An 18,496-nucleotide genomic window follows, 5' to 3' on the forward strand; every position below is an offset into this window, starting at 1 on the left:
CGGTCCCGCCTCCGCCACGCCCGTGAAAGAGGGAGTCGATGACCATTCAGCGCCCGTCCCTCGACCGTGCCGCCGAACTCCGTGAGGAGCCGGACGTGCTCGATCGTCTGCGCGACGACCCGGCGACCCGCGTGATCGTCGTCCGCGAAGGGCGGGTCCGAGTCGTCGATTCCGCGCTGTCGCGCGTTCCGCCGACGGCGGTCGTGGAGGCGACGTGGGCCCTTCTGGGGCGCGACGCCGACGGCACCGTGCTGCTGCTCGCCGCTGCGCCGCCGGAGACGGACGCCCTCGATGCGGCGCCCGATGAGATCTGGCTCGGTCTGCGTGATCTCGGCGGCCGCATCGACGGACGCGAGTCCGAGCTCCTCACCGGTGCCGTCGCGCTCGCCGGCTGGCTCCGCGATGCGCCGTTCTGCCCCACCTGCGGCGGCGGAACCGAGCTGCGTCATGCCGGATGGTCGCGGCGCTGCCTGGTCTGCGGCCGCGAGCACTTCCCCCGCACCGATCCGGCAGTCATCGTCGCGGTGGAGAGCCGCGACGGCGAACGTCTGCTGCTCGGAGCCAATGCGAACTGGGGTGGGCGGATGTACTCGTGCTTCGCGGGCTTCACCGAGGCGGGCGAATCCCTCGAGTCGACCGTGCACCGCGAGATCGAGGAGGAGTCGGGGATGCGCCTGTCGTCCCTGCGGTACGTCTCCTCGCAGGCATGGCCCTTCCCGCGGTCTCTCATGCTGGGCTTCCGCGCCGTCGTCGACGAGGAGTCCGCGGCGCTCGCCGACGGTGAGGAGATCATCGACGTGCGCTGGTTCACCCGGCAGGAGATCGGCTCGGCGCTCGCCGGGGACGGCCCCGTCGGGCTTCCGGGGCCCGCGTCGATCGCACGGGCGCTGATCCTCGACTGGTACGAGGAGCGCGCGTGAGCGCACTCGATGCCCTCGATGAGCGGCAGCGAGCGGCAGCATCCGTGCTTCGCGGACCCGTCGCCGTGCTCGCCGGCGCGGGAACGGGCAAGACCCGCGTCATCACGCACCGCATCGCGCACGGCGTCGACACCGGTGCGTATTCGCCGTCGCGGGTGATGGCGGTCACCTTCACCGCCAAGGCGGCGGGGGAGCTGCGCGGGCGCCTGCGCGCCCTCGGCGTCGAGGGCGTGGCCGCGCGAACGTTCCACGCCACCGCCCTCGCGCAGCTGAACTTCTTCTGGCCGACGCTGGCCGGCTCGCCCGCGCCGTCGATCATCGACAACAAGGTGCGGATGCTCGGACAGGCTGCTGACGCGATCCGACTCCGTCCGAGCACCGCCACGCTCCGCGACATCGCGTCCGAGATCGAGTGGCGCAAGGTCTCGATGCTCTCGATCGATCAGTACGCCGCGCTCGGACGCCCCGTCAGCGGTGTCGACGCAGGGCAGCTCGTGGAGCTGATGCGCGGATACGAGGCGCTGAAGGACGACCGCCGTCAACTCGACTTCGAGGACGTCCTTCTGGCCTGTGCAGGGATGATCGAGGCCGAGCCGCGGGTCGCCGCCTCCGTCCACGAGCAGTACCGTCACTTCACGGTCGACGAGTTCCAGGACGTCTCGCCGTTGCAGAACCGTCTGCTCGATCTGTGGTTGGGCGACCGGCACGACATCTGCGTGGTCGGCGACGCGAGCCAGACCATCTACTCGTTCGCGGGCGCCGAGCAGCGCTATCTGCTCGAGTTCGAGCGCCGCCATCCCGATGCCACCGTCATACGGCTGGAGACGAACTATCGCTCCCAGGCGCCGATCCTCGCCGCTGCCAATGCGCTGATGCATGGTCGGCCGGGTGCGCTCGAGCTCGTCCCCGCGCGCGAGCAGTTCACGGCCGACGCGCCAACCGTGACCGCGTACGACACCGAGGGCGAGGAGGCTGCGGGCATCGCGGCCGCGATCTCCGCGCGCATCGAGGCGGGCGCGTCGCCGTCCGAGATCGCCGTGCTCTATCGCGCTCATGCGCAGTCGGCCCTGCTGCAGCAGGCGCTCGCTGCCGAGGGCATTCCGACATCCGTTCTCGGGGGCACCCGCTTCTTCGCGATGCCGGAGGTGCGCCAGGCGATCCTGGCTCTGCGTGCTGCCGCGGTCGCCCCCACCGAGCAGGGGTTCCTGCCCGGTGTGCAGCGCGTGCTGCGTGAGCTCGGACTCACCGACGAGCCTCCGGCGGCAGGCGGAGCGCAGCGGGGCGGATGGGAGGCGCGGCGCGCCATCCTCAGACTCGCGGAGGAAGCCGGATCCGACGCGACGCTGCGCTCGTTCAGCGACGCCCTCATGGCGCGGGCGAAGGACCAGCACGAGCCGACGATGCGCACCGTCACGCTGTCGACCCTGCACGCGGCGAAGGGCCTCGAATGGCCGCACGTGCACCTCGCCGGCTGGGCGGAAGGGTCGCTTCCCATCTCGTACGCGACGACCTTCGAGGCGATCGACGAGGAGCGGCGCCTCGCCTACGTGGGCGTCACGCGGGCCGCGCGTACGCTGAGCCTGTCCTGGTCGAGGTCGGCGGGGCGAGGTGAGCGGTCGCCGTCGAGGTTCCTCGAAGAGATGGGCACCACCGCCCGCGGCACCGGCATTCTTCGTGAAATGTCACCGAACGCCACGCGCGCGAACCGTCGGCGCTGACCCGGACCTGCCGGCCGCCGGTGGTCGCGGCGTCCGCGAGGATCAGCGCGGCCAGTCGTCCTGCTTCGGCGACCTGCGCGGCGCGGATCGGGCCGGGGTCGCGGCCGATCATCTGCGCGTGCAGCAGCGGCCAGGCCGGGTCGCGGTCTCGATCGTGCGCGTCACGGCACGCCAGGCACGCGGAGGCCCCGGGCGTGACGAGCGGGCCGATGGTCACGCGCCCGGGTTCGAACGACACGGGAAGATGCGGAACGTCTTCCCGCAGGTAGCGGGCGAACTGCACGGCCGCCGCAGCTCCCTGCACGAGCACGACGCCGACGGCCGCGGCAGTACCGGGGTCCCTCACCTCGACTCCCTCGTCGGCGAGGGCTTCGCGCATGCGATACTCGCTCCGATCGTCGGTGATCCCGATGCTCTCCACCCATGCCGGCGGAGGCGCGGGGGGCTCGTCCAGCAGCACCGGATCCAGGCGGGCGAGCAGTGCGCGCGCCGCGTCTCGTGGTGCGCCTGCCGCGTGGGCGATCACGTCGAAGGAACCGCGCCGGAAGCCGGAGCGCAATCGGCTGAGCAACGGCTCCACCCACGGGGCTTCGGCGGGGACGCGCAGATCGCCCTCGTCGCCGAATTGGAGTGTGTTCTCGTCCCGCCAGAGCAGCGGTGCGCTCGGGTTCAGGCGCGTGAGGATCGGCGGAGTAAGGGGCATCCCTCCGATTGTGGAGCGGATGCCGGGACCGCGGGGAGGTATCGACGCATCGGTGGACAACTTCCGGCGTCCGCGGTGCGGGGGAGGAGAGAGGCGGATCGCCGTCGCCGCCCCCGCATGAGCCGCGATTCAGACGGGACGGTCACCTTCGGGCGCCGCGTCATCGTCGCCCTCGTCCGTCTTCTCCTCCGGCTTCTCGGTCGAGAAGTCGTCACCGTCGAGGAGACGGGCCAGCGCCTCGTCGAACTCGTCCGCAGCCGGCTGCTCGCCGCGCTCCGCGGCCTGCAGGCGGGCGACCAGCGCGCTCGGGTCGTCGATGTCCTCGGCGGTCGGCATGAGATCGGGGTAGTCCCACAGCGAGTCGCGCCCGCTGATCCCGACGGCGTCGGTCACCGTCTGCCACATCGCCGAAGCCTCGCGCATGCGCCGCGGACGGAGCTTGAGCCCCACCAGCGCGCCGAGCGCGTCCTCGGCGGGCCCGCCCACCGCACGACGACGACGGGCCGCCTCCGCGATCCGGGCGCCGTCCGGGAGACGGGACGTGGCTTCCGCGGTCACCACGTCCACCCAGCCGTCGATCGTCGCGATGAGGTTCTCGAGTCGCGTGAGTGCTTCGCGCTGCGCCTCGCTCTGCACGGGGAGGAGCGCACCGCCCTCGATGGCCGCGCGCAGCTCCTCGGGGTCGGAGGGATCGAGGCGGCTGGCCACGTCCTCGAGAGCGTCCACATCGACCGTGACTCCGCGTGCGAAGTCGGTGATCTGCGCCATCACGTGCAGGTGCAACCACTTCGCGTGCCGGTAGAGCCGCGCGTAGGCGAGCTCGCGGGTGGCGAGGTAGAGGGCGATCTGGTCTTCGGGGATCTCGAGGCCCTCGCCGAAGGCCGTCAGGTTCTGCGGGATGATCGCCGCTGTGCCTGCGGGGAGCACGGGGATGCCGACGTCGCCGCCGGAGACGACCTCGAGCGAGAGGTTGCCGAGCACCTGCCCGAACTGCGCGGCGAACACCGATCCGCCCAGTCCCCGCATCAGCTTTCCGGCGCCCTGGATCACGCCGCGCATCTCCTCGGGAACCTGGGTGTCCAGCGCGGAGGTGAGGGCGTCGGCGATGCTGGTGGAGACGGGGTCGGCGATCTCCTTCCACACCGGCAGTGTCTTCTCGACCCATTCGCCGCGGGTCATCGCGGTCGGCGCCTCGGAGAGCTCGGAGATCGTCGTCGCTTCGCTGAGCCACAGGTTCGCGAGTGCGAAGGAATCGGCGAGCGACGTGCGGGAGCCGTCGGTCACCCCCTGTCCGTCACGATTGGCGATGAAGAGGGCCTGGCGCAGCGCGTTCTCCCAGGGGTCGCCGCCGAAGGCGCCCTGGAGCTGCGACATGATCGTCTGCATCATCGCCGGGTCGAGTGTGAAGCCGTCCATCCCCTCGAAGGCGCCCCGAAGGGCCTCGGGGTCGATGTCTCCGCCGCTCTGGTTGGAGAGCATCTTTCGCAGGAACTCCTGGAAGTCCTCGGGTGTCGGGTCGTTGTCTGCCATGTCGCTCGCCCTCTCAGCACTTCTGTTGCCGTGGCCTCTACGCTAGTCACAGGTTTCTGCGCGCGAACCCGATGCGGGCAGATCGGTGTACGCCGCTCGCGAACGACGGAGGAATGCTGTGGATCGAACGCGGTCTGGAAAGCTCGGACTCGGAGTCTGGGCGCTCATCGTCGCGCTCGTCGCCCTCGTCGTGCTGACCTTCCTGCCGTCGCCGTACGTGATCCAGCGACCCGGCCCCGTCTACGACACCCTGGGGACCGCGACCGACAAGGACGGTGAGAAGGTTCCACTCATCAGCGTGGAAGGCGCTGAGACGTTCGAGACCGCCGGCACGCTGGACCTCACCACCGTCCAGGTCGTCGGCAACCGCGAGCGCACGCCGAGCTGGTTCGAGCTCGCCCTGGCGTGGATGGACTCCTCCCGCGCCGTGGTGCCGCTGGACTCGGTCTTCCCCGAGGGCGTCACGACCGAGCAGAGAGACGAGCGCAACGCCTCTCTCATGGTCGACTCCCAGCACGAGGCCACAGCCGCAGCCCTGAACGAGCTCGGATACGACACCGGCGCACAGGTCGTCGTCGTGGAGGCCGTCGCGGACTCTCCGGCGGACGGGATCCTCGAAGCCGACGACGTGATCACCGCGATCGACGGCACTCCCGTCACCGCGGCCACGCAGCTGCGCGAGGCCATCCAGGACGCCGGTGGCGACCCCGTGACGCTCACGCTGCTGCGCGACGGCGAGGAGAAGACGGTCGAGGTCACCCCGGAGAAGAGCACCGAGGGGGGAGTGACGACCTGGCTCATCGGCATCACGCTCCGCACCGATTACGACTTCGAGATCGACGTGACGATCCAGCTCGACAACGTCGGCGGACCCAGTGCCGGGATGATGTTCGCGCTCGGCATCATCGACACGCTGACGGAAGGCGAGCTCAACGGCGGAGAGAACATCGCCGGCACCGGGACGATCGATGCCGCCGGCACGGTCGGTCCGATCGGCGGCATCCGTCAGAAGCTCTACGGCGCTCGAGATGCGGGAGCCGAGTACTTCCTCGCTCCGGAGGCGAACTGCGACGAGGTCGTCGGGCACGTGCCGGACGGTCTGCAGGTCATCCGCACGGCGACGCTCGACGAGTCCCTCGCCGCCCTGGAGGTGATCGCCGACGACGGCGATGTCGCCGCGCTGCCGACCTGCGAGCTCCCCGCGAGCTGAAACGCGGGCGTCACCGTGACCTCGCCGTGATCCGGATGACAGCCTGCGCACAGTGAGGCATGCCTAGGATGGAATGGTGACCTCGCCCTCAGCCCCGAATCCGGCCACGCCTCGAACCTCCCGACGCATCCTCGGCATCTCCCTGGTGATCATCGCCGCATTGATCGCGGTGTTCTTCGTGTTCGCCTCCCTCTACACCGAGTTCCTCTGGTTCGACCAGGTGGGCTTCACCGGTGTCCTCACCACGCAGTGGATCGCCACGGCGGTGATGTTCGTGGTGGGTTTCCTCGGGATGGCCGTGCCGTTGTTCGTCGCCATCCAGCTCGCGTACCGGCTGCGCCCGGTGTACGTGCGCCTCAGCTCGCAGCTGGACCGCTATCAGGAGGTCATCGAACCGCTGCGCCGCCTGGCGATGTGGGGCATGCCGATCTTCTTCGGCCTGTTCGCCGGCTTCGCGGCCGCCGGGCAGTGGAAGACCGTGTGGCTCTGGGCCAACGGCGTCGCCACCTCCAGCGTCGACCCGCAGTTCGGCATCGACACCGGGTTCTACATGTTCGCGATGCCGTTCTACACGATCCTTCTCGCGTTCGTCTCGGCCGTGCTGCTGCTCTCGCTCCTGGTCACCGCTCTCGTGTCGTACCTCTACGGCTCGGTGCGCATCGGTCAGGGTGAGCTGCGCATCTCGAAGCCCGCGCGCATCCAGCTCGCGGTCATCGCCGGTCTCTACCTCCTCGTGCAGGCGGTGAGCCTCTGGCTCGACCAGTACAAGACGCTCGTGCAGCCCGACGACCGCATCACCGGTGCCGCGTACACGGGCGTCAATGCGACGATCCCCGGTCTCGCGATCCTCGCGATCATCGCGGCCGTCGTCGCGATCCTCTTCTTCGTCACCGCCGTCATCGGCCGCTGGCGCTTCCCGCTCGCGGCGACCGCACTGCTCATCGTCGCCTCGCTCGTGGTCGGTGTCGGCTACCCGTGGGTGGTGACCACCTTCCAGGTGAAGCCGAACCAGAACGCCTACCAGGCCGAGTACTACCAGCGGAACATCGACGGCACCAAGGAGGCGTACGGCGTCGCCAACCTCGAGACGACTCCCTTCGAAGCCGAGACGGATGCCGAGGCCGGTCAGCTCCGCGAGGACGCGGAGACCACGGCTTCCACCCGCATCATGGATCCCAAGGTCATCCCGCCGACGGTCCGCCAGCTCGAGCAGTACCGCGGGTACTACCAGTTCCAGACGACCATGGACGTCGACCGGTACGAGATCGACGGCGAGATGCAGGACACCGTCGTGTCCGTGCGCGATCTCGACATGTCGGGCCTCGGCGACGGCGACAACTGGAACAACCGCGTCGCGGTGTACACCCACGGCTACGGTCTCGTGGCCGCCGCCGGAAACCAGCGGACCACGGACGGCGAGCCGGTGTTCCTCGAGCGCGGCATCCCGACCTCCGGCTTCCTCTCCGACCGGGAGAACTTCGAGCCGCGGGTCTACTTCGGTGAGAACTCGCCCGAGTACTCGATCGTCGGCGCTCCTGACGGCTCCGAGCCTGCCGAGATCGACTATCCGCGCGGCAAGGACGGTTCCAGCGAGACCAAGACGACGTTCGAAGGCGACGGCGGTCCGAAGATCGGCGACACGTTCACGAAGCTGCTCTACTCGCTGAAGTTCCAGTCCGAGCAGATCCTGTTCTCGAACCTCGTCAACGACGAGTCGCAGATCCTCTACGACCGTGACCCGAAGACGCGCGTCCAGAAGGTCGCACCGTACCTCGAGCTCGACAGCGACCCGTACCCGAGCGTGGTGGACGGCCGCATCGTCTGGATCGTCGACGGCTACACGACCAGCCAGACGTACCCGTACTCGACGAGCGTGAGCCTGTCCGATGCGATCGCGGACTCCAACGTCCCGTCGCCGACGCTCGCCATCGATGACATCAACTACATCCGCAACTCGGTCAAGGCCACGGTGGATGCGTACGACGGCTCCGTGACGCTGTACGCGTGGGACGACGAGGACCCGGTGCTCAAGACCTGGCAGAAGGTCTACCCGTCGACGGTGAAGCCGATCAGCGACATGTCCGGCGAGCTCATGAGCCACGTCCGCTACCCGACCGACCTGTTCAAGGTGCAGCGCGACATCCTCGGCGTCTACCACGTCGACAAGGCCGGCTCGTTCGCCCAGCAGGACAACCGCTGGCAGACGCCGAACGATCCGCGCAGCGAGTCGATGCTGCAGCCGCCGTATTACCTGACGATGCAGATGCCCGGGCAGGAGTCGCCGCGGTTCTCGATGTTCTCGACCTTCATCCCCAATTCGCAGGGAGCGGGCGGGAGCCGTGACGTGCTGATGGGCTACCTCGCGGTGGACTCGGATGCAGGTTCGGAGAAGGGTGTGAAGGCGGACGGCTACGGCCAGCTGCGCATGCTCGAGATCGACACCGACACGACGGTGCCCGGACCCGGCCAGGTGCAGAACACCTATAACTCGGATACCTCGGTCGTCCCGCAGCTCAACCTGCTCCAGCAGGGTGAGTCCGAGGTGATCTACGGAAACCTGCTGACACTGCCCGTCGGTGGCGGTCTGCTCTACGTGCAGCCCGTGTACGTGCAGTCCTCCGAGGGAACGCAGCTGCCGCGTCTGCAGAAGGTGCTCGTCGCCTTCGGTGACCGGGTCGCGTTCGAGAACACCCTCACCGAGGCTCTCGACACGCTCTTCGGCGGTGATTCGGGCGCGACCGGCGGCGACGACACGGTGGAACCCGATCCGAACGCGGAAGTCCCGGACGACACCGGTGAGGTTCCGACCGAGCCGACGCAGCCGACGGATGCGCAGGCCGACGCCCTCGCCTCCGCCCAGGCTGCGCTGATCGATCGTGAGACGGCTCTGAAGTCGGGCGATCTCGCCAAGTTCGCAGAGGCCGACGAGCGCCTCACCGCGGCCGTCGAGAAGCTGCTCGAGCTGGACGCCGCCGAGGGGAAGTGACCTTCCTCAGCTGAGTCGAATGGGCGCCCCTCCGGGGGCGCCCATTCGCGTTCCGGGGCGGACTCGCTCGGCGCGGATGTGGCGACGAGGCCGATCAGGGATCGAGGCAGGCTGGATCGCGGCCCGAACTCGTGGTCGCCGCGCATGTCGTCCCGGCGTCTGTGCCGCGCATGGGTCGAAGGGGAGCCGGCACCGCAGCGAGTGCACAGCGGGTCGGGATCGATTCAGATCGGTTCCAGGCAAAGCGAAAGGCCCTCTGACCTGGATTTCTCCGAGTCAGAGGGCCTTTCATTTGTTGCGGGGACAGGATTTGAACCTGCGACCTCCGGGTTATGAGCCCGGCGAGCTACCGAACTGCTCCACCCCGCGGCACAAGAAGTAACTTATCACGGATTCCAGGGGTCGGCGAATCGAGGCCGCCTCCGAACGACCTCGGGCGTGTCGATGCGCGAGGATGGAGACATGTCCGAGTCTGCAGCCGTTCCCGTCGCCGTATGCCAGTTCGCGCCCACCGCATCCCGCGCCGACAATCGCGAGCGGATCGCTGGGCTGACGGCGGATGCGGCGGCCCGAGGGGCGAAGCTGATCGTGTTCCCCGAGTACTCCAGCTACTTCGTCGATCCGATGGATCAGAGCCTGGTCGCGAATGCGGAGGATCTCGACGGGGAGTTCGTCGCGATGCTCACCGCGTTGGCCGCGGACTATGCCGTCGTCATCGTCGCGGGTCTCGCGGAGCGTGCCTCCGACGACCGGCGCGTGCGGAACGCCGTCGTGGCGGTTCGAGGTGACGGTGTCCTCGCCGTCTATCGGAAGCAGCACCTCTACGATGCGTTCGGGCAGGCCGAGTCCGACTGGGTCGAGCCGGGGGCCGTGGGAGAGGCCTCGACGTTCGAGGTCGGCGGCCTGCGGTTCGGGCTCATGACCTGCTACGACCTGCGCTTCCCGGAGGTCGCGCGTTCCCTGGTCGACGCCGAGGCCGATGCGCTGGTCGTCCCGGCCGAATGGGTCAGGGGGCCGCTCAAGGAACACCACTGGACGACCCTGCTCGCGGCGAGGGCGATCGAGAACACCGTCTACGTGGTGGCGGCCGATCACCCGACGCCGATCGGGGTCGGCCACTCGCAGATCATCGACCCGCAGGGAGTGGTCCTGGCGGGCGTGGGGACGGAGCAGGGGATCGCGGTGGCGACCGTCGAGCGGTCCGCGATCGACCGTGTGCGCGCCGTCAACCCGTCCCTGCGCGTGCGGCGGTACGCGGTCGTGCCCCGAGAAGCCTGAGCCGGCCCGGGGTCAGGCGGCGAAGCTCGCGAGACGTGCGGCCGCCTCCTCGAGGACGTCGACGCGCTTGCACGCTGCGAAGCGCACGAGGCCGCGGTACTCGCCCCTGTGCGCCTCCGAGACGAACGCGGTCAGTGGGATCGCCACGACGCCGGCGCGCTCCGGCAGCGAGCGGCAGAACGCCGCGGCATCCGCCCCGCCCAGCGCGGTCGCATCCGCCACGGTGAAGTATCCGCCTTGCGGAGCGTGCACGGTGAACCCGGCAGAGCGCAGGCCCTCGCCGAGGATCTCGTGCTTGCGGGAGAGCGCAGCGGCGGCGACGGCGAAGTAGGCGTCATCCAGGCGAAGCCCCACGGCGATGGCGGGCTGGAAAGGGGACCCGTTCACGTAGGTGAGGTACTGCTTCACGGTGAGCACCGCCGTGATGAGCGCTGCCGGGCCGTGCACCCACCCGATCTTCCATCCCGTCGTGGAGAACGTCTTGCCGGCCGAGGAGATCGTCAGCGTCCGCTCGGCGGCACCGGGAAGCGTGGCTATCGGCGTGTGCGGACCGTGGAAGGCCAGGTGCTCGTACACCTCGTCGGTGACGATTACGGCGTCGTGCTGCGCGGCCAGCCGCACGACCTCTTCGAGCACCCGGCGCTCGAACACGGCGCCGGTGGGATTGTGCGGATCGTTGATCAGAATGACCCTGGTGCGATCTGTCACGGTCGCGGCGAGCCGGTCGAGGTCGGGCTGGAACCCGGGTGCGTGCAGCGGGACCGTGCGAAGACGAGCGCCGGCCAGGGCTACGGCGGCGGCATACGAGTCGTAGTACGGCTCGAACACGACCACCTCGTCGTCGGGGCCGTCGATCAGCGCGAGCAGGGTGGCCGTGAGGGCCTCGGTCGCCCCTGCCGTGACGATCACTTCGGTGCCGGGGTCGACGTCGAGCCCGTAGAACCGGCGTTGGTGCTCGCTGATCGCTTCGAGGAGATCGGGGACGCCGCGGCCGGGCGGATATTGATTCGCCCCGTTCGCGATCGCGCTGCGCGCGGCCTCCAGCACCTCGGCAGGGCCGTCCTCGTCGGGGAAGCCCTGTCCCAGATTGATCGCACCCGTCCGGGCCGCAGCCGCGGACATCTCTGCGAAGATGGTGGGCGCGACGGTTCCGTCTGCGGCCAGCAGGCCGGCACCTGCCGCCGTGCGACGCCATGCGCCGGGAATGACACTCATGAAGAACAGGCTAAGGCCATAGCGGAAACTCATCTTCGCCATAAGGAACGCACAGATACAGGCGTCATTCTGAAGTGGTCGTTGAAGGAGCACTCACCATGAACGAAGACAACACCCAAGACCACTCGGCACCCGCGTCGAACGACGCCGTGCCGTCCGCCCAGGCCGCGGAGGTCGCCGCTCAGTCGGTGACGGATGCTGCCGCTGATACGACCGGCCCGGCTTCCGCCGCCCCGGTCGCCGCCGCGCCGGCCTCTGCCGCGCCGGTACAGGGACACGAGGTGCCGTCGACGTTCACGTCTCAGGCGCCGTCCACTCCCGTGATCGCACCCGTGCCGCACGGCTTCGCGGCACCGGCCGCGCCGGCAACCGTCACCGCACCGGCCACCGCCACCGCACCGGGAGCCGCATTCGGCATCCCCACGGCGGCGTCGTACACGCAGCCCACCCTGCCGCTCGACGGCGACGCCGTGTCGAACGACGGGGCCAAGAACAAGGACCAGAAGTCGCGGGGCGGCGCGAAATTCGCCGCGTTCATCGTCGCGGCGGCGCTCGTCGGCGGTGTCGCCGGCTTCGGCGGCGGCGCGCTGCTGAACGGGCTGCAGGACCAGCCGTCCTCCGGGACGGCCTCGGGGCCGCAGACCGTCACGGTCAACAACCCCGGATCGGTCAACGAGACCACCGCAGTCGCGACCGCTGCTCTGCCCTCCGTGGTCACCATCGAGGTGGCCGGTTCCGATCAGGGCGGCAGCGGATCCGGAGTGATCATCAGCGAAGACGGCTACGTGCTCACCAACACGCACGTGGTGACGCTCGGCGGAGCCGTCGCCGATCCGACCATCCGGGTGACCACGTCCGACGGGCACCTCTACGAGGCCACCGTCGTGGGCACCGACCCGATCTACGACCTCGCCGTGATCAAGCTGAAGGATGCCGAGGGGCTCACGCCCATCAAGTTCGCCGACTCGTCCAAGCTCAACGTCGGTGACACCACCGTCGCGCTCGGTGCGCCGCTGGGACTGGCGAACTCGGTGACCACCGGCATCGTCAGCGCTTTGAACCGGAGCATCCAGATCGCCTCGTCGGCACTGCCCGACTCGTCCTCCGAGGACGCCCCTGAGCAGGAGTCGCCGGAGCAGGGCCAGGGCCCGTTCCAGTTCGACATCCCGGGGAGCACCGGTCAGCAGACCTCCGACTCCATCTCGATCGCCGTGATCCAGACGGATGCCGCGATCAACCATGGCAACTCGGGCGGCGCCCTCGTGAACAGCAAGGGCGAGCTGATCGGCATCAACGTGGCGATCGCGAGCTCGGGCAGCTCCGAGGAGTCGGGTTCGATCGGCATCGGATTCGCCATCCCGTCGAACATCGCCCAGCGTGTCTCGGAGGAGATCATCGCCGATGGTGCGGCGACGCACGGACTGCTCGGCGCCTCGGTCCAGGATGCCTCGAACATCGAGGGCGCCACGGTCGCCGGTGCGTACATCGCCGAGGCGAACAACGGTGGCGCTGCCGCCGCAGGCGGGCTCGAGAAGGGCGACATCGTGACCTCGTTCAACGGAGTCCCGATCACCAGCGCCACCGACCTCACCGCTCAGGTGCGCGCCGCCGCCGCAGGCAGCGACGCGAAGGTCACCTACGTGCGCGGCGGCAAGTCGTACGACATCGAGGTGACGCTCGGCGAACTCGCCGGCTGACCCTCGCTCTCACAGAGAAGGACGCCACCTGCGCGATAGGCTCGCGGGGTGGCGTCCTTCTCTTTCGGCACCGGCAACGCGGCCAAGCTGCTCCGGATACCGCTGTATGCCGCGGGACGCATCGGTACCCTTCTCGTTCCGCGCGGTCGGCGCTGGGTCTTCGGCTGCGGCGCAGGTATCGGCGACGGCGCGCTCGCGCTGCAGCGCCATGCATCCGCCGCGGGGCACGACACACTGTGGCTCACGGCCTCCGAACGCGAGGATCGGGATGCCGAGGCCCTCGGCATCCGCTTCGTCCGCAAGAACGGTGTCCGCGGATGGTGGGCGACCGCGCGCGCCGGCGTCCTCGTGGTCACGCACGGCCTCGGCGACGTGAACCGGTACGCGAACGGCGGCGCGTTCGTGGTGCAGCTCTGGCACGGCATCCCCTTGAAGCGGATCGGCTTGGACTCCCCGGCCACCACACAGGTGCCGAGCGTGCCGGGTGCACCGTTGCTGCGGCGTGCCGTGGCCTTCCTCTACCGTGCCGCCGCCCAGCGGATCCGTGTGCTGCCGGCGGCCTCCCACCGTGCCAGAGGGCGCCTGGAGTCGGCATTCGGGCTCGGCGACGATCGAGTGGTCGTGACCGGTGAACCCCGGGTCGACGTGCTCACCACCGGCTCGCCGGAAGAGGCGCAGCGTGCGGCATCCGTCGTGCTGAGGAGAGTCGCGGGGGAGATCCCGGACAGCGCGCGCACCATCCTTTACGCGCCGACCTGGCGCGACGGCGCCGCCGACCCGGCCGTTCCCACGGCGCAGGAGTGGATCCGGATCCTTCGCGTCCTCGAGGAGCGCGACGCGATCCTGCTGGTGCGCTCCCACCCCCTGGGCGAGGGCGGCTACGCGCCACCTCTCCCGAGCCGCCGGGTGCGTGCGCTCGGCGCCGTGCTGCTGCCCGATGTGACGCCGGTCCTGCCTGCGATCGATGTGCTCATCACGGACTACTCCTCGCTCGCCTACGACGTCGGACTCCTGCGGATGCCGGTCCTCTTCCTCGCCCCGGATTCGACGGAGTACGCACGCACGCGAGGGTTCTACGGACGGTTCGAAGACGTCGCGGGTCCCGATGCGGCGGTCGACTGGTCGGAGATGCTCGCGCAGCTCGAAGCGCTGCTGTCCGACGAGCGCACGTTCGCCACGGCCTCCGCCCGTTCCGCTACGCTCAGCGCGGAGATGCACGCGCATCGCGACGGACGCAACACGGAGCGCGTCTACCAGGTCATCCGCGCGCGGGGGATTCCCGCGCCGAAGGGAGCAGTATGACAACGGCCCGCATCGATGACACGGCGGAGGCGCTGGTCATCGCAGGGACCGGTCCACGGCCGGCGACGGCAGCGCTGGTCGGGCCGCGAGCGCGCGTCGAGGCCCGGGTCAGCGGGGGCGGCGCCACCTGGAAAGCCTCCTTCCTCCTCCGGGCGTCGCGGTGGGGCGGACCCTCCCTTCCGCTGCCTGCGGGGGAGTACGAGCTGCGGATCGCGGATGCCGACCTCGACGAGCTGCGGGTCGCTCCGGTGGTCCTCACGGGAGTGCGCATCGCTGTCGACGGCAGCACCGTACGCATCGCCGCACCGATCGATCCGGTGTATGAGACCGTCGAAGGACGCTCGACGCTGGAGGAGCGCTACGTGGCGCAGACCGGCGGCACCGAGAACGCCGTCTTCTTCGAGAGCTTCTACGGCCGGAGCGTCGGCTGCAATCCCCGGGCCATCGACCGCGAGCTCGCGGCGCGGGCGCCCGAGGTGCGGAGATACTGGAGCGTCGTCGATCTCTCGGTCGAGGTCCCGGAGGGGGCGATCGCGGTCGTCGAAGGGAGCCCGGAGTGGTGGCACGCCCGCGGAGCCGCCCGCCTGCTGGTCGTGAACGATTGGCTTCGGCGCCGGTTCGCCCGCAAGCCCGGACAGAAGGTCCTGCAGACCTGGCATGGGACCCCTCTCAAGCGGCTCGCGCTCCACCGCCCCGGCTTCGATCCGCGGCGGATGGCCGCGGTGGTGAAGGAGTCGCGTCGCTGGGACGTGCTCCTCGCGCAGAACACGTACTCCGAGCGCATTCTCCGCAAGGCATACGCGTTCTTCGGCCGCCCGATCTGGGTGGACGGATACCCCCGCAACGACGCTCTCGCCACGGAGGACCCGGCGGCGATCCGGAGCGCGCTGGGCATCGGCGCCGACGAGCGGGTACTCCTCTACGCCCCGACCTGGCGAGACGACCGCGCCGAGATGGTGGACTTCGTCGATCCTGAGCTCCTGGCCCGACAAGCGAATGCCGTGGTGCTCGTCCGCGGTCACTCCCGCACGCTGGAGCAGGGACGCGACCGCGCCGGTGCGCGGGTCATCGATGTCACCGGCTACCCGGAGACCGCGCGACTGCTCCTCGCCGCCGACGCGCTGATCACCGACTACTCCTCGGTGATGTTCGACTTCAGTGTCACGGGCAAGCCGATGTACTTCCTCGTGCCGGACCTCGACCACTATCGAGGACAGCTGCGCGGGTTCTACTTCGACCTCGCCGAACGTGCTCCTGGGCCCCTCGTGCGCACGCAGGACGATCTTGCCGCCGCCCTGGAGGACCTCGACCACGAGGCCGTCTACGCGGAGCGCTACGCGGCGTGGCGCAGGCAGTTCAACTCGCGCGACGACGGCCATGCCGCAGAGCGCGTCGTCGACCGCATCCTGGATCTGGGTTTCGTCACGCGCTGAGCACGCTCGAGGCCCGCTTCAGGGGAGCGGCGTGTTGCGCGTGCCGAGACGCGAGGCGTCGACGGTGTCTCTGGCACCACGGAGAACGCCGCCGATGAACCCGAGGCCCCATGAGAGGTGCATCGTGGGCAGCACGATCAGCGTCCACAGGCGCTGACGAAAGCCCCCACCGCCGGGAGCCAGGGCGACCGCCAGCACGAGCAGCATGTACAGCGCCAGCGGCCCGTAGACGACGAGCGAGGCGATCAGGGAGAGCACACCGCCGAGCACACCCGTCAGCTGCAGGACCCCCAGGACGAGGGCGAGTGCGACGATGAGGACGAGTGCGGGCGGAGCGAAGTAGCGGATGCCGTTGCGACGACCGAACCGGCGCACCAGCTCGCCACGCCAGGCGCCGGTGGCACGGAACTGCCGGGCCAGGCGCAGCCAGCTCTCGCGCGGCCAGTACGTCACGGACAGCTCAGGATCGAACCAGACACGGTGACCGGCCTGACGGATGCGGAGGTTGAGCTCCCAGTCCTCGCCGCGCCGGATCGACTCGTCGAACAGCCCGATCTCGTCGAGCACCTCGCGACGCATCACGCCCAGGTAGGCCGACTCGGCCTCACCCTCTTGGGAACTCCCGTGGTAGGCGCCTCCGCCGAGCCCGACGGGGGAGTTGTAGAGACGGGCCACGGCCTTCTGGAACGGTGTGCGTCCTTCGGCGTGCATGACGCCGCCGACGTTGGCCGATCCGGTGCGCTCCAGGGTCTGCAGCGCACGGGCGGCATAGCCGGAGGAGAGCTCGGAGTGGGCGTCGACGCGGAGGACCGTGGCGTAGCGACTCGCCCGGATCGCGGCGTTCAGGCCGACCGGGATGTGTGCGGCCGGATTGTCGACCAGGCGGATGCGGTCGTCCGTCGCGGCGAGCCGCTGCGCGAGCTCGGTCGTGCCATCGGTGGAGGGCCCGAGTGCCAGCACCAGTTCGGTGGGCACGTCGACGTCCTGGGCGAGCACCGACTCGATCGCGTGCTCGAGGTACGCGCGCTCGTTGAGCACCGGCATCACGAAGGACACCCCGGGCAGGGGAGCGGAGATCTCGTCGGCTGGCACATGATGATCATGTCACGGCGTCATCGGGCATTCCCTGAGGGGTGGACGGGCACAGCGACGTCGTTCGCCCGTGCGCCATACTGCGGTGGACGGGTGGATGCCGCAGGGACGAACTATTCTGGAGGGATGGGTGCTCTGTCTGACGCGAAGAAGGCGTACCGTCTGCTGAAGCGGGCGCTCGCATCCCGCACCGCCGTCCAACGCGTACGACGACGACTCGCCGAGCGCGAGCCGTACCCGACCGATCACTTCAAGGTCGCGGTGTACTTCGCCGACGGTGCCGTGAACATGTACCAGATGCGGCAGTGGTATCGCCCGCTCGCCGAGCTCTCGAAGCGTTGGCCCGTGGTCGTGCTCTCGCGCCAGGCGACGGGCACCGAGAAGCTGCTCGACGAGGATGCCCCTCCGGTCGCGTTCGTTCCGAAGATCCGTGACCTGGAGCGGTTCATCGCGACGCAGGACATCCGCGTCGTGCTGTACGTCAACCAGAACACGCGGAACTTCCAGATGTTCCGCTACGGACGACGCTGGCATGTGTTCATCAATCACGGCGAGTCCGACAAGATGTACATGACGACCAACCAGTACAAGGCGTACGACTACGCCTTCGTCGCCGGACAGGCCGCACGGGACCGTCTGTCGCGCACCCTCTGGGACTACGACGTGGACAAGCGCACGATCGAGATCGGGCGCCCGCAGGCGGACCACTACTCGGGCACGCTGCCCTACACGCCGGATGACCGGACGGTCGTGCTCTACGCTCCCACCTGGGAAGGCGACCGTCCCAGCGCCCACTACGGATCCATCGCCTCGCACGGCGAGACGCTCGTCGCGCGCCTCCTCGCGACCGGCCTGCACCGCGTCGTGTACCGCCCTCACCCTCGCAGCGGCGTGGTCGATGAGGCCTACGGCGCCGCTCACCGCCGGATCATCGCGGCGATCAATGCGGCCAACGCGGCGGATCCGACGGCTCACCACGTCTACGACGCCGCGCCGGAGCTGGGGTGGCAGCTCACGGCGGCCGACGTCGCCATCGTCGACATCTCGGCCATGGTGTACGACCGGCTCGCGGCGGGAAAGCCGTTGATGATCACCCGGCCGACGGATGATCAGGCGTCGATCGACACGCAGGGCTATCTGGCCGACTGCGAGTGGCTGACGGCTGAGGCGGCGGACGACATCGTGGCCGAGGTCGAACGCGTGCGCGCCGACGAGGCGGCCATCGCCCGGCTGCGGATGTGGGTGCAGCACTATTTCGGCGACACGACCCAGGGCGTGGCCACCGAGAAGTTCCACGCTGCGGTCGACGGACTCATGCAGGAGTGGGAGCGGTGGCAGGCCCACGAGGTGGGGGCCGTCCGCGAAGACGAGGACGACGACGACGAAGAAGCCGACGAAGAGGAAGTCTGAGC

The 18,496-nt window shown here is 69.3% G+C and carries 12 protein-coding genes and 1 tRNA gene; 9 read left to right on the forward strand and 4 right to left on the reverse strand.

Features of this window, described 5'->3' with window-relative positions; genetic code table 11:
• Positions 1 to 38 precede the first annotated feature (38 nt).
• Both nudC and CQ045_RS00640 read left to right on the forward strand, forming a co-directional pair.
• On the forward strand, positions 39 to 920 hold the full coding sequence (gene nudC / locus CQ045_RS00635; protein ID WP_105720775.1) for an NAD(+) diphosphatase: 882 nt from the start codon (positions 39 to 41) through the stop codon (positions 918 to 920).
• Positions 917 to 2,638, forward strand: a complete 1,722-nt coding sequence (locus tag CQ045_RS00640; protein ID WP_105720776.1) for an ATP-dependent helicase — start codon at positions 917 to 919, stop codon at positions 2,636 to 2,638. The genes nudC and CQ045_RS00640 overlap by 4 nt, the downstream gene beginning before the upstream one ends.
• 832 nt (positions 2,639 to 3,470) lie before the next feature.
• Here CQ045_RS00640 and CQ045_RS00645 read toward each other — a convergent pair.
• Positions 3,471 to 4,871, reverse strand: coding sequence for a zinc-dependent metalloprotease (locus CQ045_RS00645; protein ID WP_105720777.1), 1,401 nt, complete (start codon positions 4,869 to 4,871; stop codon positions 3,471 to 3,473).
• 118 nt (positions 4,872 to 4,989) lie between these two features.
• On the opposite strand from CQ045_RS00645, the gene CQ045_RS00650 reads away from it, so the two are divergent.
• Entirely contained in the window at positions 4,990 to 6,081 is a 1,092-nt protein-coding gene (locus CQ045_RS00650) for a PDZ domain-containing protein (RefSeq protein ID WP_105720778.1), read from the forward strand.
• A gap of 73 nt (positions 6,082 to 6,154) precedes the next feature.
• The gene (locus tag CQ045_RS00655; RefSeq protein WP_105720779.1) at positions 6,155 to 9,067 is read left to right on the forward strand and encodes a UPF0182 family protein; all 2,913 of its coding nucleotides are present in this window, start codon (positions 6,155 to 6,157) and stop codon (positions 9,065 to 9,067) included.
• A 295-nt stretch (positions 9,068 to 9,362) separates the two neighbouring features.
• Here CQ045_RS00655 and CQ045_RS00660 read toward each other — a convergent pair.
• A tRNA-Met gene (locus CQ045_RS00660) sits at positions 9,363 to 9,436 on the reverse strand.
• Between the two features lie 93 nt (positions 9,437 to 9,529).
• Between CQ045_RS00660 and CQ045_RS00665 the strand changes: the two genes are divergently transcribed.
• On the forward strand, positions 9,530 to 10,345 hold the full coding sequence (locus tag CQ045_RS00665; RefSeq protein ID WP_105720780.1) for a carbon-nitrogen hydrolase family protein: 816 nt from the start codon (positions 9,530 to 9,532) through the stop codon (positions 10,343 to 10,345).
• A gap of 12 nt (positions 10,346 to 10,357) precedes the next feature.
• Here CQ045_RS00665 and CQ045_RS00670 read toward each other — a convergent pair whose 3' ends face one another.
• The gene (locus CQ045_RS00670) at positions 10,358 to 11,560 is read right to left on the reverse strand and encodes an aminotransferase class I/II-fold pyridoxal phosphate-dependent enzyme (RefSeq protein ID WP_105720781.1); all 1,203 of its coding nucleotides are present in this window, start codon (positions 11,558 to 11,560) and stop codon (positions 10,358 to 10,360) included.
• 98 nt (positions 11,561 to 11,658) lie between these two features.
• Here CQ045_RS00670 and CQ045_RS00675 point away from each other — a divergent pair, with 98 nt between their 5' ends.
• From CQ045_RS00675 to CQ045_RS00685, 3 genes are read left to right on the forward strand one after another with little or no spacing between them, the layout of a single operon-like run.
• Entirely contained in the window at positions 11,659 to 13,257 is a 1,599-nt protein-coding gene (locus CQ045_RS00675) for a S1C family serine protease (protein ID WP_258130835.1), read from the forward strand.
• Positions 13,258 to 13,305: 48 nt separating this feature from the next.
• Positions 13,306 to 14,559, forward strand: coding sequence for a CDP-glycerol glycerophosphotransferase family protein (locus CQ045_RS00680; protein WP_105720783.1), 1,254 nt, complete (start codon positions 13,306 to 13,308; stop codon positions 14,557 to 14,559).
• Entirely contained in the window at positions 14,556 to 15,992 is a 1,437-nt protein-coding gene (locus CQ045_RS00685) for a CDP-glycerol glycerophosphotransferase family protein (protein WP_105720784.1), read from the forward strand. Before CQ045_RS00680 ends, CQ045_RS00685 begins: the two co-directional genes overlap by 4 nt.
• Positions 15,993 to 16,010: 18 nt before the next feature.
• Here the strand turns inward: CQ045_RS00685 and CQ045_RS00690 are convergent, their stop codons facing one another.
• Complete coding sequence (locus tag CQ045_RS00690; RefSeq protein WP_258130837.1) at positions 16,011 to 17,084, reverse strand: glycosyltransferase family 2 protein; 1,074 nt, start codon at positions 17,082 to 17,084, stop codon at positions 16,011 to 16,013.
• A gap of 126 nt (positions 17,085 to 17,210) precedes the next feature.
• Between CQ045_RS00690 and CQ045_RS00695 the strand changes: the two genes are divergently transcribed.
• Positions 17,211 to 18,494, forward strand: a complete 1,284-nt coding sequence (locus tag CQ045_RS00695; protein WP_105720785.1) for a CDP-glycerol glycerophosphotransferase family protein — start codon at positions 17,211 to 17,213, stop codon at positions 18,492 to 18,494.
• Positions 18,495 to 18,496: the final 2 nt, after the last annotated feature.

Source organism: Microbacterium sp. MYb66 (genome assembly GCF_002979435.1).
Lineage (GTDB): Bacteria > Actinomycetota > Actinomycetes > Actinomycetales > Microbacteriaceae > Microbacterium.

Bases quoted from the DNA above. Each gene is read 5' to 3' on its own strand.
- nudC (WP_105720775.1), top strand. From the start codon at position 39: ATGACCATTCAGCGCCCGTCCCTCGACCGTGCCGCCGAACTCCGTGAG.
- CQ045_RS00645 (WP_105720777.1), bottom strand. From the start codon at position 4,871: ATGGCAGACAACGACCCGACACCCGAGGACTTCCAGGAGTTCCTGCGA.
- CQ045_RS00655 (WP_105720779.1), top strand. From the start codon at position 6,155: ATGGTGACCTCGCCCTCAGCCCCGAATCCGGCCACGCCTCGAACCTCC.
- CQ045_RS00665 (WP_105720780.1), top strand. From the start codon at position 9,530: ATGTCCGAGTCTGCAGCCGTTCCCGTCGCCGTATGCCAGTTCGCGCCC.
- CQ045_RS00670 (WP_105720781.1), bottom strand. From the start codon at position 11,560: ATGAGTGTCATTCCCGGCGCATGGCGTCGCACGGCGGCAGGTGCCGGC.
- CQ045_RS00675 (WP_258130835.1), top strand. From the start codon at position 11,659: ATGAACGAAGACAACACCCAAGACCACTCGGCACCCGCGTCGAACGAC.
- CQ045_RS00685 (WP_105720784.1), top strand. From the start codon at position 14,556: ATGACAACGGCCCGCATCGATGACACGGCGGAGGCGCTGGTCATCGCA.
- CQ045_RS00695 (WP_105720785.1), top strand. From the start codon at position 17,211: ATGGGTGCTCTGTCTGACGCGAAGAAGGCGTACCGTCTGCTGAAGCGG.